This is a genomic window from Planomicrobium stackebrandtii, assembly GCF_030814955.1.
GTDB lineage: Bacteria > Bacillota > Bacilli > Bacillales_A > Planococcaceae > Planococcus > Planococcus stackebrandtii.
In genome coordinates this window covers 185620-210402 of sequence record NZ_JAUSWB010000001.1, presented here as the reverse complement: position 1 = coordinate 210402, position 24783 = coordinate 185620, and the positions used below count along the sequence as shown (strand labels likewise).

The following is a 24783-nucleotide window of genomic DNA, read 5'->3' as shown; positions in this document are numbered from 1 at the left end:
AGGACATCACCTTTCTATCGTTGATCTGTCAAATGCACATAGCCTTCACGTGCCCATTTGCGTTCTACCTCAATGCCGGATACCGGATTGCGTTTTTTATCCCGCGGATTTGATTTTGGCAGCGGGCTCTTGACGTGGTCTTTCAAGACTTCCATACGAACTTTCGTCTGCTTATAGGCAGGTGTGTTGGTGCGCTGGTCTCCTGCTGGGCCAGTCAGGAAGTTGATGGCCGTTTCTTTTTTCGTCGAGTTCATCGGCAAGAACAATTCATTGCCCTTAACTCGGCTTGTTACAATAACCGGCAATTTCAATGCTCCATAAGGGGAGACAAGGCGGACAGTCGATCCATCTTCAAGTCCGCGTTCTTCTGCCAGCTCGGGAGACACTTCAACGAACGTCTCTGGCAGTTTGGAGATGATGCCTTTGGACTTATCGGTCATATTGCCTTCATGGAAATGCTCCAACAGACGGCCGTTATTAATGTGAAGATCGTATTCAGCAGGGAATACCACCGGCTCCACCCAATCAGATAGAGCAAAACGTGCTTTTTTGTCCGGGAAATTAAAGCCGTCCACATAAAGAAGCGGTGTGCTTTCGCCATCCAGGCTGCCCCATAGGAAACTGTTCCAGCCTTCCATCGAAGCGTAGTCTGCTTGAGCGAACAATGGAGACAAGCTAGCCATTTCAGCGAATATTTCGCTTGGGTGGCTGTAGTTCCAGTTAGCGCCAAGCCGGTTGGCGATTTCCTGAACGATCCACCAATCTGCTTTAGATTGGCCAAGTTCCGGAAGTGCTTTGTACAAACGCTGAACACGGCGTTCCGTATTTGTAAAAGTTCCGTCTTTTTCCAGCGATGGTGCTGCCGGTAAGATAACATCCGCATATTGTGCGGTGCGGGAGAAGAAAATGTCCTGGACTACGAAAAAGTCGAGTTTTGATAATACGTCATCCACGTGGTTGGCGTTTGAATCTACTAACGCCATATCCTCACCAACAACGTACATGGCTTTCATAATGCCTTCATCAACAGCCTGCAGCATATGGATGTTGTCCATGCCTGGTTTGTCGTCGATTTTCACGCCGTAAGCCCGTTCGAACTTCTGGCGTGCAGCATCATCAGTAACATGCTGATAGCCTGGCAGCCAACCTGGCAATGATCCCATATCGCAAGCACCTTGAACGTTATTGTGGCCGCGAAGCGGATAAGCACCAGCGCCTGGACGGCGGTAGTTTCCTGTTGCCAGCAAAAGATTGGAAATTGCAGCAGAGGTATCTGAACCGCCAGTGTTTTGCGTAACACCCATGCCCCATAGGATACATGTACCATCAGCGTCACGGATCATTTCAGCTGTGCGGATCAATGTTTCTTTGGACACGCCGCTTTGTTTCTCGGCATATTCCAATGTGTACTGGTCCAATACTTCTTTAAAATCGTTGAAATAATTTACATTATCATCGATAAACTGCTGATCGTGCCAGCCCTGGTCGATCATGTATTTGGTAACAGCCATCAGCCATACTTGGTCAGTTCCTTGCTTCGGCGTAATGAAGATATCCGAGCGTTCAGCCATTTCGTTTTTGCGCATATCTGCAACAATTAATTTCTGGCCGTGCAATTTATGGGCACGTTTTACGCGAGTTGCCAAAACCGGATGGCCTTCTGCAGGATTGGCGCCGACGATAATAACAAGTCCGGCACTGGCAATATCTTTAATGGTTCCGGCATCTCCGCCCATGCCGACAGTACGGAAAAGGCCGTCAGTGGCAGGAGATTGGCAATAGCGCGAGCAGTTGTCAACGTTATTGGTTTCAAATACTTGGCGGCTCAGTTTCTGTATAACGTAATTGTCTTCATTGGTAATTTTTGAAGAAGATATAACGCCGATTGCATCTTTACCGTTTTCTTCTTTGATTGCTTTAAATTTCGATGCCACAAGATCAAGCGCTTCTTCCCAGCTGGCTTCTACAAACTCACCATTTTTACGGATAAGGGGAGTGGTGATGCGTTCTTCGCTGTTAATGAAATCCCAGCCGAATTTCCCTTTGACGCAAGTAGAAATCGCATTGGCAGGAGCTTCTGATACCGGCTGTATTTTCAGAATTTCACGGTCTTTTGTCCAAACTTCAAAGGAACAGCCGACGCCGCAGAACGTACAAACCGTTTTGGTTTTTTTGGTGCGCGTCTCACGCATTTTCGCTTCTGCGTCCGATACAGCCATGATGCCGCTGTATCCAGGTTCAACGTCTTTTACCAAATCGATCATTGGCGAAAGGATTTTTTCCGGAATAGCGGTCATAAAGCCAGCTTCTCCGAGCATCGAAGTTTCCATCAAAGCGTTGCAAGGGCAAGCCGTTACACATTGGCCGCAGCTGACGCAAGAGGAATCGTTGATTTTTGCGCCGCCGTCCCAAAGAACGATCGGGCGGTCGAGTGACCAGTCCATAGTCAAAGTTTCATTGACTTGTAAGTTCTGGCAAACTTCGACACATTGGCCGCAGGCGATACATTGATTTGGATCATAGCGGTAAAAAGGATTGGTTAAGTCGACTTCATCGACTGAACATTTCGGCTCGAACGGATATTTTTGATGCTCGACTTCCATCATGTCGACGGTGTTGTGAATTTTGCAGTTGCCGTTGTTGTTGTCGCAAACCGTGCAGTAAAGCAGGTGGTTTTCAAGTATCCGGTCCATTGCTTCGGTCTGTGCTTCTTTTGCACGGGGCGAGGCAAGCTCGACTTCCATGCCAGCCGAAGCTGGAGTTGAGCAAGCGCGAACTAGCTTGCCGTCCACTTCGACGATGCACGTGTCACAGGTTTCAATCGGATCCACTTCGGGCATATAACAGATTTGTGGGTGCAAAATCTTTTCTTGGTTGATTACTTGCAAAATGGTTTTTCCCTGTTCAAATTCGATGGGTGAACCGTTAATTTTGATGGACATGCCAAAACCTCCTTTGGGAATAAGAAAAACTTCACTCGATGATGCTGCCAAATGATTCGTATCTGTTTTCGATGTCCTGTAAAAAGGGATAAAAAAATCCACTATGAAAAATACACCTTGACAAGTGCATCTGTTTCATAGTGGAATAGTGTCTTAACAGGACTTGTTAAAGGACCAATCCGACCGTTATAAGAGAGAGTGAAAGCGTTACCGCAACAACGTACGGCAAGACCAACATATGCTATTATTATAAACAGTAAAAATGTGATATACAACAGAATTTGAAAATATTTAAGTCAAATCAAGAAAATTCCATATTACGAATCGCTTTCTTGCCTGCCGCGATATCGCCGGTTTGGCTATAATCACAAATTATTCATTCCGAAAGAGGAGAAGATTCGAATGTCCAGACAGATCCATGAGTTTAATGACATCATCCGCAAGCTGCGGAAAAACCTTTTCGGTAAAGGGCCGGAGCGTATTCAGACTGTTTTTGTCAATGACATGGCCATTTCTACGTTATACGGAAATTTGAGTCCGTCAGAACAATTTATTGCCCGAACGCCGGAGGGCAGGGAGATGGTCCATGCTGCCCGTACACGAATGATTCAAAGTGTTTACGCAACAGCCGCTCCGGAAGGAATGGAAGAACTGGTCGGAGCAAAATTTGTCCATCTGTTCTCAGACATCAAAGTTGAAGACGATATTGCCGTATCCGTTTTTCTTTTCGATCGGATGATTGATCAACACATCCAAGAGGGAGGGAAACCCAGTGCAACAAGATAAGATACGGAAAATCATACGTTATGAAAAAGGGGCATTTAGCGAAAAAGAAGATCGTGTTGTGGTCGAGCAGCCTGCCACCATCAAAATCAATGGCAAGGAATTTATCACCATCGTCTGTTCGCCGGAGCAGATGGAAGAAATGGCTATCGGTTTTTTGGTCTCTGAACGCATCATCCCCAATTATAAAGACATCCAGGAAATCCGCGTGGATGAAAAAACCGGCACTGTTCACATTACCGCTGAAAAAGTGTATCCGTTTTTTGAGCAGCTGCAGAACAAACGCTTTATCAGTTCATGCTGCGGCATGAGCCGCCAAGGATTTGTTTTTGCGCACGATGCCATGATTGCAAAGAAAATGACAGAAGTGCGTGTCACGCTGACTCCGGAAAACTGTTTTCAGCTGATGTCGGACATGGCAGACTCTGCAGAGATGTTCAAGCAGACAGGCGGTGTCCATAACGCAGCTCTGTGTGACGCAAATGGCATCATCGTTTCACGAATGGACATTGGCAGACACAATGCGCTGGACAAAATTTACGGCTACTGCCTTGTCAACAATATTGATGTTCGCGACAAAGTCATCGTCTTCAGCGGCCGGATTTCTTCAGAGATCCTGCTGAAGGTAGCGAAAATTGGCTGTGAGATCGTTCTGTCAAAATCCGCTCCGACAGAATTAGCATTGTCGCTTGCTGAAGACCTTGGCATCACGGCCGTCGGCTTTATCCGAGGCAGCTCGTTTAATCTGTACACTCACCCAGAGCGGATTGTCATGCAATAACGTACTTTGAAATAATACTTGGTGACAAAAAAAGATTAGGATGCTATGATTCTAATCGTCTTATTATTTAGTCAATTAGAGCAGTGAATTTTACTGATGCCAGCATGTTAATGCTGTTGCAACTGCCTTGAAAAAACCTTTTTTTAGGAACAGCAACCTCTGTGCCAAAAAAATTAATGATTTGGCTTTTTGGAAATCATTTTATATATGTTTTACCAATTTCATCAGGAGGTTTAGGAAAATGAAAAAAAAGCCAAAAAACAGATGGTTGATTGCGTTATCTGCAGTAGGGATACATATTTCAATTGGGTCCGTATACGCGTGGAGTAATTTTACGAATCCATTGATCGACCAGTTCGGATGGACGACCAGCCAAGTGCAGTTGACCTTTAGTATTGCGATCTTATTCTTGGGCTTATCAGCAGCCTTTTTCGGCAGTTTTGTTGAAAAGTACGGACCGAGAAAAGCCGGTCTTGTGGCAGCCTTTTTCTTTGGGGCTGGAATTATTGGTTCAGGATTTGCTGTAAGCGCTTCCTCGCTGCCGCTGCTTTATGTGTTTTACGGAGCGCTCGGCGGAATCGGGCTGGGGATCGGCTATATTGCACCGGTTTCAACTTTGGTCAAATGGTTCCCTGACCGCCGCGGACTTGCTACCGGTTTGGCAATTATGGGCTTTGGATTTGCAGCTGCCATCAGCAGCCCGATCATGGAAGCGCTCATCACTTCGGTAGGGATAGAGCAGACCTTTTATATTTTAGGAGCTTCTTATTTCGTCATCATGCTGCTGTCTTCTCTGTACCTTGAAAAACCTCAAGAAGGCTGGTCACCAGCGGGCTTTGAAGAAAAAGTCAACAGTGGCAAAGCTGAACGAAAAACCGATCTTTCTCAACTGACGGCCAATGAAGCCGTTAAAACTAAGCGTTTTTATTACCTATGGTTCATGCTGTTTATCAACGTGACTTGTGGAATCGCCATTTTGTCGGCTGCAAAACCGATGGCGATCGACAGCATCGGCATGACGACAGTCCAAGCAGCTGCATTAGTAGGGGTTCTTGGAATCTTTAACGGCCTTGGCCGTCTCGGATGGGCAACAATTTCTGATTATATTGGACGCCCTAATACGTATACCGCATTCTTTATCATTCAGATTGCGTTATTCGCTTTATTGCCATTCACAACAAATGCAATTTTCTTCCAAATCATGTTGGCCATTATTTATACTTGCTATGGCGGTGGATTCGCGTCGATTCCAGCATATATCGCAGATATTTTCGGTACGAAGCAACTCGGTGCTATCCATGGCTATATTTTAACAGCTTGGGCAGCGGCCGGACTTGCAGGACCATTGTTTGCGGCATTTATGAAAGATCAAACTGGCAGCTATGAAAGCAGCCTCTTGTTCTTTGCCGGACTTTTCGTGGTCGCATTAGTTATTTCGATGGTGATTCGTCTAGATATCCGTCGCATTCGTACACAAAATGAGAAAGTTTCCGTGCCTGCTAAAGGGGAAACTGTCACCGATTAAATTAAATACATTGAAACAACCTTGAAATCAACAATTTTCAAGGTTGTTTTTTCTTTTTCCCGAATGTCTGTTTGACAGCAATCAAGGCATTGTATAAGTTTAGTACGGGAAGAACTCCAATCAAGAAGTGAAAATATATAATTCAAACCGAATGAAAATACATATAGTGAAATCTTAATCCATCAAATAACGTAAACCAACAAACAGGAGATGAAAAAAATGGTTGAAAAACGCACACCAATTGCTGTTTCAGCAGCAATTAAACAGGTATTGGAACATGCTTTTCCGCTTGGCTCAGAAAATTTAGATCTGGAAGACAGCTATGGTCGCATACTGGCTGAACCGATTGTCGCTTCAACTGATGTACCGCCTTTTAATCGCTCGCCTTATGACGGCTACGCCATACGTTCAGCAGATTCTGCAGGTGCATCGGGCGAAAACCGGATTGGGTTTGACGTAATCGATCATATCGGAGCGGGAGAAGTATCTGCGAAAATGCTAAATGCTCACGAAGCGATCCGCATCATGACCGGCGCTCAACTTCCGGATGGTGCAGATGCCGTGGTGATGTTCGAACAAACTGTTGAAACGCCGGATGCCATAACTATTCGCAAGCCGTTTGAACCGTTGGAGAACGTTTCCTTGCAGGGAGAAGATGTACAAAAAGGTGAAGTGGTGATCGACAGCGGCAGTTTTATCAACCCGGGTACGATTGCACTTCTGGCGACTTTCGGCTATTCGCAAGTGCTGGTGGCAAAACAGCCGGTTGTCGGCATCCTTTCTACTGGCACTGAGTTACTGGACGTTGGAGATGAGCTTGTGCCAGGGAAAATCCGCAACAGCAATGGGCCGATGATCGTCGCGCAATTGAAGCGGATGGGTTTCCGCTGCAAAATGTATGGCATGTCCATTGATAGGTTGGATGAGAGCTTTAATGTGGTCAAAAAAGCTGCAGAAGAAACCGATTGCCTGATTACCACTGGCGGAGTATCGGTTGGCGATTTTGATTTTCTGCCCGCAATCTATAAGCGGCTCGGCGCAGAAGTGCTGTTTAATAAAGTAGCGATGCGCCCGGGCAGTGTGACGACGGTTGCCGTCGCAAATGACAAGTATTTATTCGGATTATCAGGCAATCCGTCCGCCTGCTTTACCGGGTTTGAATTGTTTGTCCGTCCCGCCCTGCTCAAAATGATGGGAGCCGGCAAGCTGTTTTTGCCTCACACCAAGGCGGTATTGGGAGAGGACTTTACAAAAGCAAATCCGTTTACCCGATTTATCCGGGCTTCTTATGATGGGGAGACAGTGTCGCCGGCTGGCTTCAATAAGTCGAATGCTGTATCATCTATCGCACGAGGCAATGCGTTAATTGTTCTGCCGGGCGGCACCCGCGGTTTCCATTTAGGAGATGTTGTGGACGTACTGCTTCTCGGCGCAGAAGAAGGGACCGACAAATGGCAGCTGTAAGAGTATTGCAGGTAGTCGGTTTTAAAAACAGCGGCAAAACGACTTTAATGTTGGACTTGTTAAAGCAGGCAACCCAAAGAGGCATGGCTGTTTCTACAGTTAAGCATCATGGTCATGGTGGTGCTTTGGAAATGCCATCAAATGAAACCGACAGCATGCGTTTTTTTCAGAAAGGCGCTTCCTGCTCTATTGTTTATGGCGATGGCGTGGTCCAAATTCATCAACGAAAAAAACAAGCAACACTGGCTGAACTGGTTGCTTTTGCATCTGCAGAAAATCCTGAGCTGGTTCTGGTCGAGGGTTTTAAAGAAGCACATTATGAAAAAATCGTTTTGCTGCGCTCAGCTGAAGACTGGCTGGAGCTTCAAAAACTGGAACATATTGCATTGGTAATTGCACCAGAACTGTTGAAACTGGACAATGTACCAGTAATTCTGCAGAATGACAGCAAGAAGCTCTATTTTTGGTTTACTAATTGGATGGATGGTGACAGCAATGAAGGCATTTGAGATAGTGACAGAAGCGATCAATCCGCAAGTTTATGCCGATTTAGTATTGCGCCCGGAAGCGGGGGCGGTGACTTTGTTTACCGGACATGTCCGTGAATGGACAAAAGGCGTACGAACGCTTTATTTAGCCTATGAGGCTTATGTGCCGATGGCAGAGAAAAAACTGGCGCAAATCGGTGAAGAAATTGAGCAGCGATGGGAAGGGACGAAAGTGGCAATTGCCCACCGCATCGGTGAGCTGCAAATCAGCGACATTGCTGTCGTTATCGCCGTCTCGTCGCCGCACCGAAAAACAGCTTACGAAGCAAACGAATATGCCATAGAACGAATCAAGGAAATTGTGCCGATCTGGAAAAAAGAAATATGGGAAGACGGCGAAGAATGGATCGGCGACCAAAAGAAAAAACCGGAAGGGGAATTGAAATGATCTCTTTGCATTATTTTGCGGGACTCAAAGAACAGACCGGTGTTTCGGAAGAGAAAGTGGATCTAGCCGGCCGGACCGTCGATGAATTATGGCAATGGGCAATGGATAAATATCCGGATTTTCAAACCGGTGCTGCCCGCGTTGCTGTTAATGAAGAATATGCATTGCCGACAGATGTGCTGGAAGCCGGTGATGTCGTGGCGTTTATTCCACCGGTCAGCGGGGGATGACGGAGCTTGTTGGCATTCTATTGGCTGGCGGCATGTCGCGGCGCTTCGGCTCGCCAAAAGCTTTTGCGGAAATTGGAAAAGAATTGTTCTATGAACGTGCATATCGAGCTTTGGATCAGGTCTGCGATCATGTGGTCATTATCGCCAGACCTGAATTGGTGGCGCATTTTCCAACGGAATACGATGTCATTACGGATCTGGACTGGGTCGCAGGGCAAGGTCCATTAGCCGGTATCCTGTCAGGTATGACGGCGAGACCTGCCAAGAAATATTTGGTGCTGCCCTGTGATATGCCGTTTGTCGGTAAGGCTGAAACTGCAAAGCTGCTGGATCTTGCAGATCCTTTGTCCGATATTACGGCAGTGCATAATGCAGCTGAAAAGATACCGTTATTTAGCGTTTGGAACTTCCGTATGAAAGAACCGCTGCAAAACGATCTGGCAGCTGGTCAATTACGCGTAATGAAATTAATGGAAAAAGTAACGACCGAGTGGATCGATTCATCCCGAATTCATGAAGATTCACACGTTTTTCGAAACATAAATCAGCCTGATAGATAAAGAGGGGGTGGCGTAATGGCCATAAAACCAGTACAGGACCAATTTCAGCGTCCAATACGGGATTTGCGGATATCTGTCACCGACCGCTGCAATTTCCGTTGTTCTTATTGCATGCCCAAAGAAGTGTTTGGTGATGATTATGCATTTTTGCCGAAGCAGGAATTATTGTCTTTTGAAGAAATCCGTCGCTTGACGAAAATTTTCGCTGCGATGGGCGTCAAAAAAATCCGCCTTACGGGTGGAGAGCCACTAATGCGCAGAGGATTGCCGGAATTGGTCAAAAAAATCCTTTCTGTTGAAGGGATAGAGGATATAGGCTTAACAACAAATGGCCTGCTCCTTGGCAATCAGGCACAGCCGCTTTTCGACGCTGGACTTCGACGTCTGAACATTAGTCTGGACGCACTCGATCCCGAGCTTTTCGGCAAACTTAACGGCCGTGGTGTCGATCCGTCCCATATCCTGAAACAAATCGATTTTGCCCGTCAAGTCGGCTTTGAAATCAAAGTCAATATGGTCGTCCAAAAGGATGTCAACGAACAGGAAATTCTGCCGATGACCGCTTATTTTAAAGAACGCGGCATGACGCTGCGCTTTATCGAATTTATGGATGTTGGCAATGACAATGGTTGGAGCTTCAAAAAAGTGGTTACCAAAAAACAAATTCTTGAAAAGTTGCAGACAGTTTATAAGCTGGAGCCAGTGGATAAAGATTACTATGGTGAAGTGGCAAAGCGCTACCGTTTTGAAGAAGGGGATGCCCAAGTCGGATTTATCACATCCGTCTCGGAGTCCTTCTGCTCATCATGCACACGCGCCCGTTTGTCTTCTGATGGGAAATTCTATACCTGCTTGTTCGCTACCGGACATTTCGATATCCGCGAACTAGTGCGGAGCGGCTTGAGCGATGAGGAATTGCTGGAAAAAATTTCAGCCGTATGGGAACGGCGGGACGACCGTTATTCAGACGAACGGACCGAATTTACCGCAAAAAATCGCAACAAGATTGGCATGTCGTATATTGGCGGCTGAAAGCTTCCTGATAATCAAAAAGCGCTTCCTGAAAATTTTCAGGAAGCGCTTTTTTCGTTTGTCTTTTATACTGAAAAGCTCATCGTTATGGTTTCATAGCATGAATCAGCAAGCAGTTTTTGTTTATCTTTCCTCAACTGGCACATAAGTCTGCATGCCCGGTCCGATGTAATCTGCGCGTGGGCGGATCAACCGGTTGTCCGAGTACTGCTCCAAAATGTGGGCCAGCCAGCCCGATGTGCGGGACACCGCAAAGATTGGCGTGAACAGATCGTGTTCGATGTTCAGGCTGTGGTAGACCGATGCCGAATAGAAATCGACGTTCGGCGGCAGGTTTTTCTGGCCCGTGACGATTTCGTCGATCTTCACCGACATCTCGTACCATTTTTCTTCGCCGCGGATCTTCGTTAATTTCTGGGACATGTCGCGCAAATGCTTCGCACGCGGGTCGCCCTTGCGGTAGACGCGGTGGCCGAAGCCCATGATTTTTTCTTTGTTCGCCAATTTTTCGTTGATGACTTTCTCGACGTTGTCGACCGAGCCGATTTCCGTGAGCATCTTCATGACCTGCTCGTTGGCACCGCCATGAAGCGGGCCTTTCAACGCGCCGATGGCTGCGGTGACGCCGGAATACACATCCGACAACGTCGCGACCGCGACACGTGCCGTGAACGTCGAGGCGTTCAATTCGTGGTCTGCGTGCAGCACCAACGCTTTGTTGAACGCTTCTTCTTCGATCGCTTCCGGCAATTCGCCAGACAGCATATAGAGGAAGTTCGCCGCGAAGCTCAAGTCGGTTTTCGGTGCGACCGGCTCTTGTCCGTTGCGGATGCGGCCGAATGCCGTCACCAATGTTGAAATTTTCGCTTGGATCTTGATGGCTTTGCGGTAGTTTGCTTCCGGTTCCATCACTTCAGCTTCTTCGTCGAACAAGCCGAGCATGGAAACCGCAGTGCGAAGCGCCGCCATCGGGTGGACATGCTTGATGTCGTATGTCTTGAAATGATCCAGTACCGCTTGGGGAACGGCCATGTTGTCAGCCAACTGCTGCTTCAGTTCCGCCAATTCGTCTGCCTTCGGCAGGCGCTGGTGCCACAACAAGTAAATCACTTCTTCAAAGCTGGCGTTGACAGCCAGGTCATCAATATCGTAGCCGACGTATGTAAGTGTGTCATCAATGATCGAGCTGATGGCGGATTGGGTTGCTACTACACCTTCTAAACCTTTAGTTGTTGTCATGTAAATCTCTCCCTTTAATTTTATTTAAGCTAATGATTGTGCTAATTTGTTATATCGCCATGTTGTATTTGAGGATACAGTAAAGCGTTTACATTTTGCGGTTTGAAAAGGATCGGCATGCAGCTTGCTGGAATTGTGACTATTTTGTGCTGTTTATTTACTGTAACGCATTTTTATAAAAACCCAGGAATAAATGGCTGCGATTGGGTTTATTTTGATTAAAGCAGCAGAATTGGAGGCTGAAAGAGAGAGTTTTTAAATTTTCGGAAAACACCAAACGGATTAATAAATAAAAAATTGAAAGACAACTGGATCGTTCTGGAAAAATATTTTGTAATAATATTTTTTTTATGTTGTTTGCTCTTACTCCCAGCTGGATTTTAAGCTGCAAAGATTGGCGGATAAAAACTTTATTTTCAAAAAAGTATTTGTTTTATTTTGAATAAGGATGTATTCTCTGGAGAATCGCTTCTGAAATTAGTGGTGGATTTTGCATGTAAAAGGAGGATATTCGATGGGAAAAACAAAAAACAGGTGGCTGATCGCTTTGGCAGCGATTGCTATCCAATTATCAATTGGGGCAGCTTATGCCTATAGTGTTTATACGACGCCAATCAGCAGTGAAATGGGCTGGGCACCTAAAGAAATTACGTATGCCTTCACCATCATGATGGCTCTTGGCGGTATCTCGGCCGCGTTCTTTGGAGGATTTGTTGAAAAGAACGGACCTCGGAAATCGGCGATTGTGGCTGCATTTTTATTCGGCTTTGGACAAGCCGGTGCAGGTTTTGCCATTCAAATCGATTCGCTGATTTTATTTCTTCTTACTTACGGCTTTTTGAGCGGACTTGGCCTGGGAGTAGGCTATATCGCGCCAATATCGACTCTTGTCAAATGGTTCCCGGACCGCAGAGGACTGGCTACTGGAATGGCAGTCATGGGCTTTGGAGCTGGTGCATTGATTACCGCACCGGTTGCTGCTAATCTGATCGGATCATACGGTGTCAGTACAACATTTTATATTCTTGGAATCAGCTATTTCATTCTGATAATACTTGGTGCCTCATACATTGCGCCGCCGCCGAAAGACTGGATGCCGCAAGGAATGCAGCAAGCCATCGACTCTGGCAAAAAAGTGATGAAAAAAGATTTGGCGCAATTGACTGCTAAAGAAGCAGTGAAAACACGCCGCTTCTGGATGGTTTGGTCGATGATGCTGATTAACGTCAGTGCCGGCATCATGATCATTTCGGTAGCATCACCGATGTCACAGGAAATGATCGGACTTTCTGCAGCTGGAGCTGCAACATTGGTCGGCATCATGGGCATTTTCAACGGCGGAGGCCGTCTGGGATGGGCAGCGCTTTCCGACTATATCGGGCGCCCAACTGTCTTTACAATTTTCTTCGTGTTGCAGATTATTGCCTTCACGATGCTTCCGAACGTTGGCAATGTGCTGATATTCCAGGCAATGATTTTAGTGATTGTCAGCTGCTACGGCGGTGGGTTCTCGAACCTTCCGGCATTTATCGGCGATTTGTTTGGAACAAAGCAACTTGGTGCCATCCACGGTTATTTGTTGACAACATGGTCAATGGGCGGCATTATCGGACCGGCCATTGTCTCGCAGATTCGTGAGCGTACAGACAGCTACGTGCCGGTGTTTTATGTCTTTATCGTGTTGGTTTCCATCGCTTTCCTGATCTCGTTGTTGATCCGTTTGGACATTAAGCGAGTTGCGGGGCAACAGGAATCCCAAAACACAAACGCCGCTTCGAAAGGGCTGAATCTGCAAGAAAGCAATAACTAATTTCGTGGTCACAAGATACTTTTTTAATCGATGCGAAAATAGTTAAAAAGTTTCATTTTAACTAAACCACCTTTTAACGAAGATTTATCAGTTGAATCAGAAAAGTCGTTTTCTCCAACCACTGTGGCTGGAGAAAACGACTTTTTTTATTTGGCAAAATTGAGGAACTGCTACCGGCAAATTGTAGAAATGAAAGGACTTGTGAAAAGCTTATCAATCACTTCTCTATATGGGATTTATAAACAGGCATTGCTGCCAAGTGGTAAGACAGTGGCTAGGCGAAGCGGGAAGACAGGTGGTTTTATATGTCATGCCCACAGCGTTTTATCATACGATGATCGTTAAGTTCAATTGATGATGGTCAAGTATTTACAATGAACAGTTAATCATTTTTTCATCGCAAATATCAAATGTCTGCCACTCTTATTATCTTGTCTGTAGGAGAAGCCATCAGCGCTTGAAAAGGTGCAAGTCCGATCAATATGGATCTGTTCAGAAGGAACACCTGCCACTTCACATTGCCTTTTGACAGTCGCTTGATTGTCGATATGGTATTTATATGTTGCATCGTTGAAATACATGAATTCATCGGCATAGCCAAGAGTCTTAAACTTGGAATAAACATCGTGATCGACTTCGAAATGCTGTTGGCTAATTGCCGCACCAATCTGGATGTCCAAATCAGCAGGGGATGCCTGTTCAATCTTAATTAGCTGGTGAAGCAGTTTGGGCACGATTTCTTTAATAGTGCCTTGCCAGCCGGAATGGACAACGGCTATCAATCCGGTTTTTCTGTCGCGGATAATCACGGGGACACAATCAGCCGCAAAACTGCATAATACAACTCCAGCATCATACGTATACAATGCATCTGTATCGGAAAAAGCATCTTCTGCATTGTATGCGCCTCTGCCTTTGTCGGCTGCTGATACACGTCGAAAATTTGCACTGTGCGTCTGTTGCGTACAAATAAAGTCCGCGAGTGGAACATCCAGCAATTGAGCCAGGTTTTTCCGGTTTGTTAAAACCGTTTGTGGATTCTCACAGGCATGTAATGCCATGTTATTGTTTTCAGGTTCAGCTGGATCCCTTTGCGTCATGCCGGAAATAAATTGTTCATCGTTTAAGTAAATTTTTGCTGTCATTTTCATCACCTTCCCTAAATATAAAACAACTTATGCTGTCTGTACAGGGAAGCGGATAGCATAAGTTAGAATTTTTCGTCAAAAAAAGACGTTCCAGATGCTGAAAATAATCAGCAGAGGAACGTCTATTGGATGGTTCTTATACCAATGATGCCGGTTTAGCAAGAGCCTCGTCAACAGATACAAAGTCAAAGCCAAGGTCTTTGGCAACTGCTTCATACGTGACGCTGCCGTTTGCCGTATTGACGCCAAGCTTTAATGCCGGGTTTTCAGCAACTGCTTGTTGAACGCCTTTATTCGCCATTTGAAGTGCATAGCCGACAGTAACATTTGTCAACGCGATGGTCGATGTGCGCGGCACAGCTCCAGGCATGTTAGCAACTGCATAATGGACAACTTCATGCTTTACATAAGTCGGATCGTCATGAGTGCTGATGCGGTCTGTCGTTTCAAAAATACCGCCTTGGTCGATTGCGATGTCGACAATAACAGAACCTGGATTCATCGATTGCACCATTTCTTCCGATACCAATTTAGGTGCTTTTGAACCTGGGATCAATACTGCACCGATTACCAAATCCGATGCTTTGACCGCTTCTGCGATATTGAATGGATTGGAAATCAATGTTGTTACATCCGTTCCAAAAAGATCATCCAACTGGCGAAGGCGTTCCGGGCTTAAATCGATCATTGTTACTTGAGCGCCAAGGCCAATCGCCATTTTTGCAGCATTAGTTCCAGCCACTCCGCCGCCGATAATGGTTACTTTGCCTCGCTGTACGCCTGGTACACCGGACAATAGAATGCCTTTTCCGCCGTAAACTTTTTCAAGAAATTGAGCGCCAACTTGAGCAGCCATTCTTCCAGCTACTTCGCTCATTGGCGTTAATAATGGAAGCGTACGGTTGACCGATACCGTTTCATAAGCCACTGCTGTTACTTTATTGTCGACTAATGCCTGCGTCAATGCAGGTTCAGCTGCGAGGTGCAAATACGTAAACAATAAGAGGTCTTCACGGAAGTAGTGGTATTCAGAAGAAACAGGTTCTTTTACTTTCATGACCATTTCTGCTGCCCACGCTTCTTTTGCAGAGCCTACTATTTTTGCACCGGTTGCGATGTAATCTTCATCAGTAAAGCTGCTTCCAAGGCCAGCGCTTGTTTCGATGATGACTTGATGTCCAGCTCTTACAAAAGCGTCAACACCAGCCGGAGTGATCGCCACCCGGTTTTCGTTGTTTTTGATTTCTTTTGGAATTCCTATAATCATTTTTCTTCCCCCTATATAACGGATAGTGTAGATATCCATAAGTATAGCGGGAAGGGCGTGGTTCTACATTGTATAAAACAAAGAAAGAAAGCGGTTTCTTTTGTAGATTTTCACAAAAGGCTATTTCTCATCCATTTTTCGCGCTTTCAGATCGAGATAAATACCGATCTTTTCATGGATATTTGTTAAACGGATGCCGCCAATTTCCGATATCCGCTTGATCCGGTAATGGAGGGTATTGGTATGGACAAATAGCTTTTTTGCTGCATCGTTCATATTGCTGTCCTGCTGGATAAAGACTTCAAGGGTTTGCAGCAGGTTGGATTTGTGCAAGGCGTCGTATGCTTCAAGCTTGGCGATGGCAGGATGCTCGTATCGCCGGGTCCGCTGATCTTTTTGGATCAAGTCCAAATACCTGAAAACACCCAGCTGGCGGAAATGTTGGATATTCTCCAGCTCCTCTGGAAAACGCTCTTTCATCTTCAGCACTTTAAGTGCTTCCTGATAGCTCGTTTGTGCTTTGTCAAAATCCTGGTAGCCAGTGCCGGCGCTTCCCCGGACGCCTTGAATGGAAAAACGATTGGCCATTTCAGAGACGAAAAACGAAATAAAGTCGTCAAAGGCTTTCTCATCAGGTTGTGAAGGGTGAGGGGAAGCGATAAGAATCAACTCTTCATCCATCACCACGAGAAAATGATTGGTAATTTTTTGGCTGGTCGTGATCAAATAGGAAATCTGTTCTTCCATTTTTCGCGTAATGTCCTGTTCAAAACGAAAAGCGAGTACAGTAAAGCGTTCAGGCATTTTCAAGTTCAAGTCATAAAATTTATTATGAATTTCTTCCAGACTTTTGTATTGGCCCGTCAGCAGCTGCCACAGAAAATCCTGATAATTTTCTTCTTTCCGTTTGCGGTTCTGATAGAGCTTGGCCATCAAGGGTGTAGCAGCAACAGCTGCATCCTGAAGCAGTTCCAGCTGCGCTCCATTCAATTTTTTCTGGTCTTCCACTACCCAAATATAGCCCAGCGTCTCATTGTTTTTGCGGATGGCAATCGCTACACGGTCACGAAGTCCGATGTCTTCAATGTGAGGGATGCGCAGCGCACAATCCGTTTGCAATAACTTTGGGATGACGCCTTCTTTCCACAGGCGATTGATCACTTTCTCCGGCACACGCTGGGAAATGATGGTGCCGATGCGCGCGGAATCAGTGTCGTCTTCGTGCGAACTGTAGGCATGCAGCCTGTGGTTGGTGTCTTCAATTGTTGCCGGACAAAGTAAATTTTCCTGTATGCAGTCAACTAATTCTTTCAAGTCGAAAAATGATTTTTTGAATGGATTTTTCTGTGGCATTTCGTACATGGGGCAACTCCTTTAGCGGTGCTTTCACACAAAACCGCATTCATTGATACTTACTCTCTAGTATAACGAATATAGGCGGCTTCCTCTAGGGCAGCCAAGAAATCTGCAGAATATTTTGCTCCCCATGCAAAAAAAGAAAAAGATGCTTTACATCTTATTGGGCAAGCATTAAGGTATAGAAAAGTTTGATGAATGGCATAGTGGTTCCTATCAAAGGGGAGCTGTATGATAAAGTTTCTTCTCGCGGCAACCCTGCTAAAAAAGCTTGTAATCTATATAAGTTAAACTAATGATTTTAACCTGCTGATATAGCGCAAACCAGCTCCGCTTATAAAATTACAAAAAATGTCTGAAATTCAGTCCAAGTTTTATGATGAAATCAAAGGAGGAAGCAAAGCATGCCATTAGAAATAATTCAAAATGACATAACGAAAATAGAGGCTGATGCAATTGTTAATGCTGCAAATTCGGAACTGCAGATGGGCGGTGGTGTCTGTGGAGCCATTTTTTGGGCGGCTGGTGCAGAGGAACTGCAAAGAGCCTGTGATGAAATTGGTGGATGTCCAGTTGGAGATGCGGTTGTTACAGATGGCTTTCGATTGCCTTCGCAATATATCATCCACACAGTTGGGCCGATTTGGCGCGGTGGAAGCTACGATGAAGAAAGTTTATTGCGTGCATGTTACCGGAATTCATTGGATTTGGCCATAACACTCGACTGCACTTCAGTCGCATTTCCGTTGATTTCTGCAGGAATTTACGGCTATCCGAAAGAACAGGCGCAGAACGTGGCTGTCTCTGAAATAGAAACCTTTTTACAAAAGCATGACCTGCTGGTTCAGTTAGTTTTGTTCGGCAACTGACCTGTTCGCCACACTGGAAATGGTGAAATGAAAACAATCCGCACTCCGGTTAACGGAAGTGCGGATTGTTGCAAGTAAAGTTTTTTTATTTTCGATTAAGAGAGATGGCATCTGATTTGGGTAGAGGGATGGCATATTTAACATCAGCGGCAGTGCCGAGCGGACAGGAATTGGGCCGGAAATGGTCTATGGCTTCGCCAATTACTTGTGCATGCTTTTGCAGTTCTAAATCTGCAAAAGAGATATAGTCGATCGACAACAGTGATTCGGAGACCTCAATCAAGCGGATGGCCTGTTCGTCAAGCACGGCTGCAAGTTGTAAAAACGTCCAGTTTTCACGCGCCGCAATGGAATTGAAATGGTTATGGCCGTTGACATATAAGCCGACGCCTGTTTTTTGAGATAAAATCTCCCAGACCGGAATATCCGGATGGATGCAGCGTTTGTCTTTTGTTGAATTTTTAGTGGTGCCATGGATCGGGTGGTGCCCAAATAGGATAAGCGGACGGCTTTCAGTTTCTTTTACGACAGCCGACAGCCAGTCCTGCTGCAGCGGATCCATAGTTCCTCCCCAATTGGCATAATTCTGTTCCTGTGCTGTATCCAAAAAGGCTAGAACAACTGAATCTGTTGAAATTTGATGGAAGCGTTGCTGCTGTGTGATGGCAAGAACTTCTTTTCTCGTCATGCCGTATACATCGTGATTGCCGAGAACGTGTTTAAATGGTTTTCCGTGTTTTTCAACAATAGAGTAAACATCTGCCAGTTCGTCCTGTGTTCCGAAATTAGTCAAGTCGCCGATCGATACGTAAAGGTCTGCAGGGATGGAAAAGAATTTCTCCAGGAAATTCTCATAAAATGTCTGTCGATCCCTTTCGATAAAAGAATAGGCTTTTTTTAACTCCGGATAATGCAAATCACCGATCACCGCAATTTTCATCCCATTTTCTGCCCCTTTCAAGCGTTTCTAAAGACAGTATCTCAAAAGAATGTTGAGCTGCTTTTAAGCAGGCGTAAAAGTTGTATGAATCAGGAAATGTAAGCACTATTTTGTTTTCAGTACACCACGTTCAATTAAGTTAGTTAACGCGTCCATATTTTTAAATCGGAAATAGCCGCTTAAGCGATTCAAGTCTTTTTGTGTCCAGTTTATATATTCCGAATTGAGCTCGTAGCCTTGTTCTAACTTCTGCATTAAAGTTTTGGCAAACTCGATCTGTTTTTCTGTCAGGGGTTTTTCTTGAGTTTTAGCATTATTGGCTATCAGCTGCTGTGTCACTTGGGACGGGTAATTGATGGTTCTGTGGATGTCATCCGTATAAAAGCCTGCTTTTATCCAGGCCAAGTCTTCCCTCGTCAGCTTGAACCACTCGCCTTCAAGGCACTTATCTGAAAAATGCTGGTGAAAAGCAATTTCGGTTTGATGGTGATCTGCAGTTTTGATAAGAAAAATAAGCTTGTTTTCAAAAGGAAGCTTGACATTAAAGACATTCATCCGCCGATCGATGTGCTTTGTTTTGCCAATTTTAAATGAACCGGTCATGTATTCTTGAACAAAATAGACATAGCCAGGAGCCGTGCCGGTTAAAGCAGGGAGCTGGATAATACGGTCGAGTTCTTGTTGGTTGGATTCAAAAAGGTAAATTTCACCTGAATATATTTGTTTAAACGAGGCTTTTGCGGAAGAGGGATTTTGAGATTTAGACAGTTTGTTAAAAAACTTGTTGAACATAGCAGATGCCTCCTTTAAGCTGTTTGATAAACTATGGCTTCTCCTTTAGTATAATATAAATAAGAGGGAATTTGAGGATTTAAGTACAAAAAATGTAAAAAATATATATTAAAAGGATATTTTTGGTTAAAAATAAATCATATGCCAGTTACGAAGAAGAGCAGCCAATTGCAGAGTCGGGATGATGCTTGAAATGCGGTGGTCAAGCAGAAGATACAGCCATCGATCAAAGCTCATCCCATGTATATTTAATTTTCAGTATTACTCCGGATTGGGGAGCGGAAGCCATCGAGGGGTCAGGCGTACCCGGGACCCATTTGCGACGAGCTTGTGCAGGAGCACCCATCTCCTAAAGCGGCCGAAGCGAAGGATAAAAGTTTTAATAAATATTCCTAAAAATACGCAGTATTAGAAAACGATCATGTCGTGCTTAAGCACAATTACTATCAAGTTTGGCGAAGGCGACGAAAACATGTACGATGATATTATCCAAATAATGTACGGTGATTACCACCTTTTAGGTGGTGGAACTTATGGTTTATTTGTAAATGGTATCGTAGATGTCCACGAAAAACAGTTTAAAGTAGTTGACGTTTAGAGTCGGGAAACCCTTGTTTATAAGAAGAGTTTTTGAGCTTGCTGGGTGCAAAATTCTATAATATTTAATGTTTTTTTAAAATGACCAGGTGATAAGAATCTGCTTTTTAAAAATTCGATGGATGCTTAAAGCTATGCTATTACTGGATCCATCGTTTTTTTTAAAAAATTAACGCGGCAGGGGAGGGGACTTATTATGAAGAAGCAACCAAGAATCGAAGTACCGGGTTCAGTATTAGAGGCGTTCCTGAATGCCATCGCAATGCTGAGCTTTTTTGCAATGCTTCTGTTTCTGTTTTTCCAGTATGGGGCGCTGCCAGACCAAGTGCCTGGCCATTATAACGGAGCGGGCAAGGTTGATCGATGGGGAGGGAAAGAGGAGTTGTTCCTTCTCCCATTAATCGGCATCGTTTTGTGGATTGGCATGACAGTGCTTGAAAAGTATCCGCATACTTATAACTACTTGAATCTAACAGAAGAGAACGCAGAAGTTCAGTACAAGAATGGCAGAAGGATGATTAATGTACTCAAAAATGAAATTCTGATTTTGTTCAGCTTTATCACGATCCAGAACATCCGAGTGGCCTCCGGAACTGCAGAAGGACTGGGGGTCTTTTTTCTGCCCATTTATCTGTTGATTGTGTTTGGCAGCGTGTTGTTCTTTATGGTGCGAATGCTTCGGAATTAGAAGTCAGCGTCCACAGAAACTTGTGTATAGTTGCTCACAGTTGAAGAAGGTTATCCACAAAGACTGAAAGTTGTTAACTTTTTGATAATACGACTGTATTGTTGTCAAATAGAAGCTCAAAAATCATTTGGTACGATTGTATTAAATAGATTGAAAATTATTATTATTCTGATAGTATTGAGATATGCCAAAACTAGTTGATCTTACTGAGCGAAAGCAGTTTATTACACATGCCACATGGAAAATTATGCTGGAACAAGGAATGGAAGGCGTATCTGTACGAAATATCGCTAAGGAGGCCGGTTTGTCGTTAGGTGCATTACGGTATTATTTTTCTACCCAGGAAGAACTGTTGCTTTATGCTGAATCACTTGTTTTTGAAAAATTGACAGAAAAGACTATTGAAATTTTCCAAGAGGAAAAGAGGCCGTTGGAAAAAATAATTGATGTGCTGATGGCTTTCCTCCCCTCAAAAGATGAATCCGACATGGTAGCCAGAGTAAGATTGATTTTCAAGCTGCATGGGAGTACCGGCAGAAAAAATTATCGGGAAGAGCAGGACGCAGCACTGCAGGCAGTAAAAAATATAATGTCAAATTTGATTTTATTGAATCTGTTAAAAAAGGAACTGGACGTTTCGTTGGAAACAGACAGGCTGATCCATTTGCTGGACGGTATGGTGCTGGATGCGATGGTCAGGGCGGAACGGATAACCAAAGGACAGCAGCGAAAAACAATCGTTCATCATTTAAATACTATTTGCAAAGAAGATGTTGGTAGATGAAATAACGGCAGCGAAGACAATCCATTGTCTTCGCTGCCGTTATTTATTGGTGTGAATGAGAGAAATCTTCATACTTTTAATTTAATTGATTATTCAGAAAAAACTAACATCTTATGCTGGGAATATGCTACCATCAAAGTAAAGTCAACTGCTAATTGCTTACTTTGTTTTCATCTATATAAATTAAACAAAACAACCGGCTACCGTGAAAAGTTCGTTCAGGTGCTAAGACCCGAGTCCGTTAAGCGCCAGCTGCACAACCAGCATTTTGTAGGTGCGAAAGCGATGCGGATTTGCGGCATATCAACGGACGAAAATTATTAGCTCAACTGATAAAGGAAGAGGTGAGCACCTATGTAATAGCGTTTTTCAAATAAGTTTCTGAGATCTTGGTTGAATTAAAATGGTCATTTCTGCATTTTTCTTGTCATTTTTGGCATAACTAATACAGAAGAGAGGGATTCAAATGGCTGAAGGTAAAAACCGTGCAAGGATTCAGCGTTTCGGAAGTCATTTAAGTGGAATGATTATGCCGAATATCGGTGCGTTTATTGCTTGGGGTCTTATTACGGCATTATTTATTCCAGCGGGCTGGTTGCCGAACGAAAGTTTTGCGGCTTTGGTTGATCCAATGATCAAATACTTGCTGCCTTTGCTGATTGGGTTTACAGGCGGGCGTTTGGTTTATGACTTCCGAGGCGGAGTTATCGGAGCTACAGCAACAATGGGAGTTATCGTTGGCGCTGACATTCCTATGTTTTTAGGTGCAATGATCATGGGACCATTGGCAGCGTATTTAATGAAACTGGTCGATCGGTTATTTCTGGATAAAATTCGTGCTGGATTTGAAATGCTTTACAACAATTTCTCGGCTGGTATTCTAGGCGCTATTCTTGCGATAATTTCTTTAGTAGGAGTCGGCCCCATTGTCAATTCATTGACCGACAGTTTAGCCGCCGGTGTTGAAGTGATTGTTAACGCAGGACTATTGCCTTTGGCCAGCATCATCATCGAGCCGGCGAAAATCCTGTTCCTGAACAATGCCATCAATCATGGGCTTTTGAGTCCGCTGGGTGTTGAACAGGCTGCAGCCAATGGCAAGTCCATTTTGTTCCTTTTGGAAACAAATCCAGGGCCGGGCCTTGGCATCCTGCTCGCCTTCAGCATTTTCGGGAAAGGCATTTCCAAGAGCTCAGCACCGGGAGCAGCCATCATCCAGTTTCTCGGTGGTATCCATGAAATCTACTTTCCGTATGTACTGATGAAGCCGCTATTGGTATTGGCAGTGATTGGAGGCGGTATGAGCGGTGTTTTCACTTTTGTTTTGCTCGATGCAGGATTGGTTGCCACACCATCCCCGGGCAGCATCTTTGCGTTGCTCGCCTTGACGCCGCAGGGCAATTATCTTGGCGTGGTAATGGGCGTTGTTGTTGCAGCGGCAGTTTCTTTTACCATTGCTTCAATCATTTTGAAAACGACTAAAGATGTAGAGGAAGATTTGACCGCCGCTACAGGTAAAATGGAAGAAATGAAAGGCAAGAAAAGTACGGCGGCCGGTTATTTGGCTCCTCAGGCAGTGCAAGGTCCTACAGATACTTCTGATGACGAGGTATTGCAGGAAGGTGCAGTGGTGACTTCCGATCCGGGAATGAAAACAGCGGACCAAATACGGCGAGTTGTTTTTGCCTGTGACGCAGGAATGGGTTCCAGTGCGATGGGAGCTTCCTTGTTGAAAAACAAATTCAAAAAAGAAAACATCGATATTCCGGTCACAAATACCGCCATCAGCCAATTGCCGGAGGATGCAGATATTGTCGTCACCCACAAAGACTTGACGCCGCGTGCCAAAGAAAAATTGCCGCAGGCTGAACACATTTCAGTAGAGAACTTCATGAACAGTCCGGAATATGACAAGCTGGCACAGCGCTTGAAAAAAGATCAGTAAAATAAAATCCTGAAAATTTGAATGGGAGTGTGGGGTATGGCAAAAGCAGTGTTGAAAAGAGATAACATCAAATTGAATGTGCCGCTGACTACAATGGAAGAAGGCATTCGCTACACAGGTGGAATCCTGGTGGACAATGGTTATGTGGATGCCGGATATATTGATAAAATGCTCGAGCGGGAAGGGATGGCTTCAACGTTTATGGGCAATAGCCTGGCCATCCCCCATGGCACCGAAGATGCTAAAGCAAATGTATTGGAAACTGGAATTTCGGTGGTCACGGTTCCTGGAGGGGTCGATTTTGGCAGCGGCAATATCGCCAAGATCCTGATTGGCATTGCCGGAAAAAATAATGAACACCTGGAGATACTTTCTAATATCGCGATTGTTTGCTCTGAAGAAGAAAATATCGAAAAAATATTGAATGCCACTACAGAAGATGAGATTCTGGACTTGTTTAGCGATGTTAGTTGAACCAGTGGATATCACTTTAATTGGAACAAATAGAATTGCCGAACCAGAGAAAAGCAGGGCCAGGTTTTTGGTGCCTGCTTTTTATATGGTGTTTGATGCGGAATAAATAAAATTTTCATTTTGGTAATAGTTTGTTCATATTTGCTCTGTATACTGAAGTTATCTAAAAGTCTTTGGAGGTTGAAGAGAATGAGTGGAATCTTATTTTGTGCAAACCCAAGAAAGAAAAAAGCCAGTGAAATCGTAGAAAAACTTAAAATGCAGGGGATCAATGCGGAGTTATGCAAAAAAGCATCAACTCTGTAAATGGAAATTTAAAAACCCCACTTGCTAAATTAGCAAGCGAGGTTTGTTTGGTTTAAAATCGATGCAGTTTAATAGCTTAGCGCTTTTTCGTACATCCATCTCTTCAAGTTGCCAATCGAGTTAAAAGAGATGGCTTCTCCTGTGTCTTTATGCTCTGCTTTGATGATGACGTCGAATTCATTGGGAGTAAACAACCAACCATCTTCCACCAATGCACGCGCCATCTTCACGATCATACTTGAGCCTTTAATAGAGTCCAAGTTCATTTCAACCATCTCCTTTTTTCGGTAGTTGAATTTTATTATATTCTATTTA

24 protein-coding genes are annotated in these 24783 nt (G+C 44.5%); 16 read left to right on the top strand and 8 right to left on the bottom strand.

All coding sequences use genetic code 11. The features are described from left to right. Positions 1 to 14: 14 nt before the first annotated feature. Entirely contained in the window at positions 15 to 2942 is a 2928-nt protein-coding gene (fdhF, locus tag QOZ98_RS01095; RefSeq protein WP_308785715.1) for a formate dehydrogenase subunit alpha, read from the bottom strand. Between the two features lie 402 nt (positions 2943 to 3344). On the opposite strand from fdhF, the gene QOZ98_RS01090 reads away from it, so the two are divergent. The 9 genes from QOZ98_RS01090 (at position 3345) to moaA (ending at position 10253) form a co-directional block, all read left to right on the top strand. Then, on the top strand, positions 3345 to 3728 hold the full coding sequence (locus QOZ98_RS01090; RefSeq protein WP_308785714.1) for a DUF2294 domain-containing protein: 384 nt from the start codon (positions 3345 to 3347) through the stop codon (positions 3726 to 3728). Next, on the top strand, positions 3715 to 4506 hold the full coding sequence (gene fdhD, locus QOZ98_RS01085; RefSeq protein ID WP_308785713.1) for a formate dehydrogenase accessory sulfurtransferase FdhD: 792 nt from the start codon (positions 3715 to 3717) through the stop codon (positions 4504 to 4506). Before QOZ98_RS01090 ends, fdhD begins: the two co-directional genes overlap by 14 nt. A 241-nt stretch (positions 4507 to 4747) precedes the next feature. Continuing rightward, positions 4748 to 6031: an L-lactate MFS transporter gene (locus QOZ98_RS01080; RefSeq protein ID WP_308785712.1), complete on the top strand. Its 1284-nt coding sequence runs from the start codon at positions 4748 to 4750 to the stop codon at positions 6029 to 6031. Between the two features lie 219 nt (positions 6032 to 6250). Further along, entirely contained in the window at positions 6251 to 7495 is a 1245-nt protein-coding gene (locus QOZ98_RS01075) for a molybdopterin molybdotransferase MoeA (RefSeq protein WP_308785711.1), read from the top strand. Beyond that, a complete protein-coding gene (mobB, locus tag QOZ98_RS01070; RefSeq protein WP_308785710.1) occupies positions 7483 to 8004 on the top strand; it encodes a molybdopterin-guanine dinucleotide biosynthesis protein B in 522 nt (173 codons plus the stop codon). Before QOZ98_RS01075 ends, mobB begins: the two co-directional genes overlap by 13 nt. Then, complete coding sequence (locus QOZ98_RS01065; protein WP_308785709.1) at positions 7991 to 8431, top strand: molybdenum cofactor biosynthesis protein MoaE; 441 nt, start codon at positions 7991 to 7993, stop codon at positions 8429 to 8431. The genes mobB and QOZ98_RS01065 overlap by 14 nt, the downstream gene beginning before the upstream one ends. After that, positions 8428 to 8661, top strand: a complete 234-nt coding sequence (moaD, locus tag QOZ98_RS01060) for a molybdopterin converting factor subunit 1 (RefSeq protein WP_308785708.1) — start codon at positions 8428 to 8430, stop codon at positions 8659 to 8661. Before QOZ98_RS01065 ends, moaD begins: the two co-directional genes overlap by 4 nt. After that, complete coding sequence (gene mobA, locus QOZ98_RS01055; RefSeq protein WP_308785707.1) at positions 8658 to 9221, top strand: molybdenum cofactor guanylyltransferase; 564 nt, start codon at positions 8658 to 8660, stop codon at positions 9219 to 9221. Before moaD ends, mobA begins: the two co-directional genes overlap by 4 nt. Positions 9222 to 9236: 15 nt before the next feature. Next, positions 9237 to 10253 (top strand): GTP 3',8-cyclase MoaA, encoded by a 1017-nt coding sequence (gene moaA, locus QOZ98_RS01050; protein WP_308785706.1) that lies wholly within the window; start codon positions 9237 to 9239, stop codon positions 10251 to 10253. Between the two features lie 123 nt (positions 10254 to 10376). On the opposite strand, the gene citZ is transcribed toward moaA, so the two are convergent. Continuing rightward, complete coding sequence (citZ, locus tag QOZ98_RS01045; protein ID WP_308785705.1) at positions 10377 to 11492, bottom strand: citrate synthase; 1116 nt, start codon at positions 11490 to 11492, stop codon at positions 10377 to 10379. A 514-nt stretch (positions 11493 to 12006) separates the two neighbouring features. Between citZ and QOZ98_RS01040 the strand changes: the two genes are divergently transcribed. Beyond that, the gene (locus QOZ98_RS01040) at positions 12007 to 13302 is read left to right on the top strand and encodes an L-lactate MFS transporter (RefSeq protein WP_308785704.1); all 1296 of its coding nucleotides are present in this window, start codon (positions 12007 to 12009) and stop codon (positions 13300 to 13302) included. 386 nt (positions 13303 to 13688) lie between these two features. Here the strand turns inward: QOZ98_RS01040 and pgeF are convergent, their stop codons facing one another. From pgeF to QOZ98_RS01025, 3 genes are all read right to left on the bottom strand, one after another. Continuing rightward, positions 13689 to 14447 (bottom strand): peptidoglycan editing factor PgeF, encoded by a 759-nt coding sequence (gene pgeF / locus QOZ98_RS01035; RefSeq protein ID WP_308785703.1) that lies wholly within the window; start codon positions 14445 to 14447, stop codon positions 13689 to 13691. A gap of 139 nt (positions 14448 to 14586) precedes the next feature. Continuing rightward, complete coding sequence (gene ald, locus QOZ98_RS01030; protein ID WP_308785702.1) at positions 14587 to 15717, bottom strand: alanine dehydrogenase; 1131 nt, start codon at positions 15715 to 15717, stop codon at positions 14587 to 14589. Between the two features lie 120 nt (positions 15718 to 15837). Further along, a complete protein-coding gene (locus QOZ98_RS01025; RefSeq protein ID WP_308785701.1) occupies positions 15838 to 17079 on the bottom strand; it encodes a PucR family transcriptional regulator in 1242 nt (413 codons plus the stop codon). Positions 17080 to 17477: 398 nt separating this feature from the next. Here QOZ98_RS01025 and QOZ98_RS01020 point away from each other — a divergent pair, with 398 nt between their 5' ends. Next, complete coding sequence (locus tag QOZ98_RS01020) at positions 17478 to 17942, top strand: macro domain-containing protein (RefSeq protein WP_308785700.1); 465 nt, start codon at positions 17478 to 17480, stop codon at positions 17940 to 17942. A gap of 85 nt (positions 17943 to 18027) precedes the next feature. Here QOZ98_RS01020 and QOZ98_RS01015 read toward each other — a convergent pair whose 3' ends face one another. Together QOZ98_RS01015 and QOZ98_RS01010 are read right to left on the bottom strand one after the other, a co-directional pair. Continuing rightward, positions 18028 to 18882 carry a metallophosphoesterase family protein gene (locus QOZ98_RS01015; RefSeq protein WP_308785699.1) on the bottom strand — a complete coding sequence of 285 codons (855 nt, stop codon included), beginning with the start codon at positions 18880 to 18882 and terminating at the stop codon, positions 18028 to 18030. A gap of 105 nt (positions 18883 to 18987) precedes the next feature. Beyond that, positions 18988 to 19674: a GIY-YIG nuclease family protein gene (locus QOZ98_RS01010; protein WP_308785698.1), complete on the bottom strand. Its 687-nt coding sequence runs from the start codon at positions 19672 to 19674 to the stop codon at positions 18988 to 18990. Positions 19675 to 20095: 421 nt separating this feature from the next. On the opposite strand from QOZ98_RS01010, the gene QOZ98_RS01005 reads away from it, so the two are divergent. From QOZ98_RS01005 to QOZ98_RS00985, 5 genes are all read left to right on the top strand, one after another. After that, positions 20096 to 20272 carry a hypothetical protein gene (locus QOZ98_RS01005; protein ID WP_308785697.1) on the top strand — a complete coding sequence of 59 codons (177 nt, stop codon included), beginning with the start codon at positions 20096 to 20098 and terminating at the stop codon, positions 20270 to 20272. Between the two features lie 195 nt (positions 20273 to 20467). Continuing rightward, a complete protein-coding gene (locus QOZ98_RS01000) occupies positions 20468 to 20959 on the top strand; it encodes an SdpI family protein (protein WP_308785696.1) in 492 nt (163 codons plus the stop codon). A 184-nt stretch (positions 20960 to 21143) separates the two neighbouring features. Further along, on the top strand, positions 21144 to 21743 hold the full coding sequence (locus tag QOZ98_RS00995; RefSeq protein ID WP_308785695.1) for a TetR/AcrR family transcriptional regulator: 600 nt from the start codon (positions 21144 to 21146) through the stop codon (positions 21741 to 21743). A 466-nt stretch (positions 21744 to 22209) separates the two neighbouring features. Beyond that, complete coding sequence (locus tag QOZ98_RS00990; protein ID WP_308785694.1) at positions 22210 to 23688, top strand: PTS mannitol transporter subunit IICB; 1479 nt, start codon at positions 22210 to 22212, stop codon at positions 23686 to 23688. Between the two features lie 36 nt (positions 23689 to 23724). After that, positions 23725 to 24162, top strand: a complete 438-nt coding sequence (locus QOZ98_RS00985) for a PTS sugar transporter subunit IIA (RefSeq protein WP_308785693.1) — start codon at positions 23725 to 23727, stop codon at positions 24160 to 24162. A gap of 374 nt (positions 24163 to 24536) precedes the next feature. Here the strand turns inward: QOZ98_RS00985 and QOZ98_RS00980 are convergent, their stop codons facing one another. Next, entirely contained in the window at positions 24537 to 24734 is a 198-nt protein-coding gene (locus tag QOZ98_RS00980) for a hypothetical protein (RefSeq protein ID WP_308785692.1), read from the bottom strand. Positions 24735 to 24783 lie beyond the last annotated feature (49 nt).

Coding starts and splice junctions, on each gene's coding strand:
- fdhF (WP_308785715.1), bottom strand. CDS start 2,942: ATGTCCATCAAAATTAACGGTTCACCCATCGAATTTGAACAGGGAAAA.
- QOZ98_RS01090 (WP_308785714.1), top strand. CDS start 3,345: ATGTCCAGACAGATCCATGAGTTTAATGACATCATCCGCAAGCTGCGG.
- QOZ98_RS01080 (WP_308785712.1), top strand. CDS start 4,748: ATGAAAAAAAAGCCAAAAAACAGATGGTTGATTGCGTTATCTGCAGTA.
- QOZ98_RS01075 (WP_308785711.1), top strand. CDS start 6,251: ATGGTTGAAAAACGCACACCAATTGCTGTTTCAGCAGCAATTAAACAG.
- mobB (WP_308785710.1), top strand. CDS start 7,483: ATGGCAGCTGTAAGAGTATTGCAGGTAGTCGGTTTTAAAAACAGCGGC.
- QOZ98_RS01065 (WP_308785709.1), top strand. CDS start 7,991: ATGAAGGCATTTGAGATAGTGACAGAAGCGATCAATCCGCAAGTTTAT.
- moaD (WP_308785708.1), top strand. CDS start 8,428: ATGATCTCTTTGCATTATTTTGCGGGACTCAAAGAACAGACCGGTGTT.
- mobA (WP_308785707.1), top strand. CDS start 8,658: ATGACGGAGCTTGTTGGCATTCTATTGGCTGGCGGCATGTCGCGGCGC.
- moaA (WP_308785706.1), top strand. CDS start 9,237: ATGGCCATAAAACCAGTACAGGACCAATTTCAGCGTCCAATACGGGAT.
- citZ (WP_308785705.1), bottom strand. CDS start 11,492: ATGACAACAACTAAAGGTTTAGAAGGTGTAGTAGCAACCCAATCCGCC.
- QOZ98_RS01040 (WP_308785704.1), top strand. CDS start 12,007: ATGGGAAAAACAAAAAACAGGTGGCTGATCGCTTTGGCAGCGATTGCT.
- pgeF (WP_308785703.1), bottom strand. CDS start 14,447: ATGACAGCAAAAATTTACTTAAACGATGAACAATTTATTTCCGGCATG.
- ald (WP_308785702.1), bottom strand. CDS start 15,717: ATGATTATAGGAATTCCAAAAGAAATCAAAAACAACGAAAACCGGGTG.
- QOZ98_RS01025 (WP_308785701.1), bottom strand. CDS start 17,079: ATGTACGAAATGCCACAGAAAAATCCATTCAAAAAATCATTTTTCGAC.
- QOZ98_RS01020 (WP_308785700.1), top strand. CDS start 17,478: ATGCCATTAGAAATAATTCAAAATGACATAACGAAAATAGAGGCTGAT.
- QOZ98_RS01015 (WP_308785699.1), bottom strand. CDS start 18,882: ATGAAAATTGCGGTGATCGGTGATTTGCATTATCCGGAGTTAAAAAAA.
- QOZ98_RS01010 (WP_308785698.1), bottom strand. CDS start 19,674: ATGTTCAACAAGTTTTTTAACAAACTGTCTAAATCTCAAAATCCCTCT.
- QOZ98_RS01005 (WP_308785697.1), top strand. CDS start 20,096: ATGTCGTGCTTAAGCACAATTACTATCAAGTTTGGCGAAGGCGACGAA.
- QOZ98_RS01000 (WP_308785696.1), top strand. CDS start 20,468: ATGAAGAAGCAACCAAGAATCGAAGTACCGGGTTCAGTATTAGAGGCG.
- QOZ98_RS00995 (WP_308785695.1), top strand. CDS start 21,144: ATGCCAAAACTAGTTGATCTTACTGAGCGAAAGCAGTTTATTACACAT.
- QOZ98_RS00990 (WP_308785694.1), top strand. CDS start 22,210: ATGGCTGAAGGTAAAAACCGTGCAAGGATTCAGCGTTTCGGAAGTCAT.
- QOZ98_RS00985 (WP_308785693.1), top strand. CDS start 23,725: ATGGCAAAAGCAGTGTTGAAAAGAGATAACATCAAATTGAATGTGCCG.
- QOZ98_RS00980 (WP_308785692.1), bottom strand. CDS start 24,734: ATGAACTTGGACTCTATTAAAGGCTCAAGTATGATCGTGAAGATGGCG.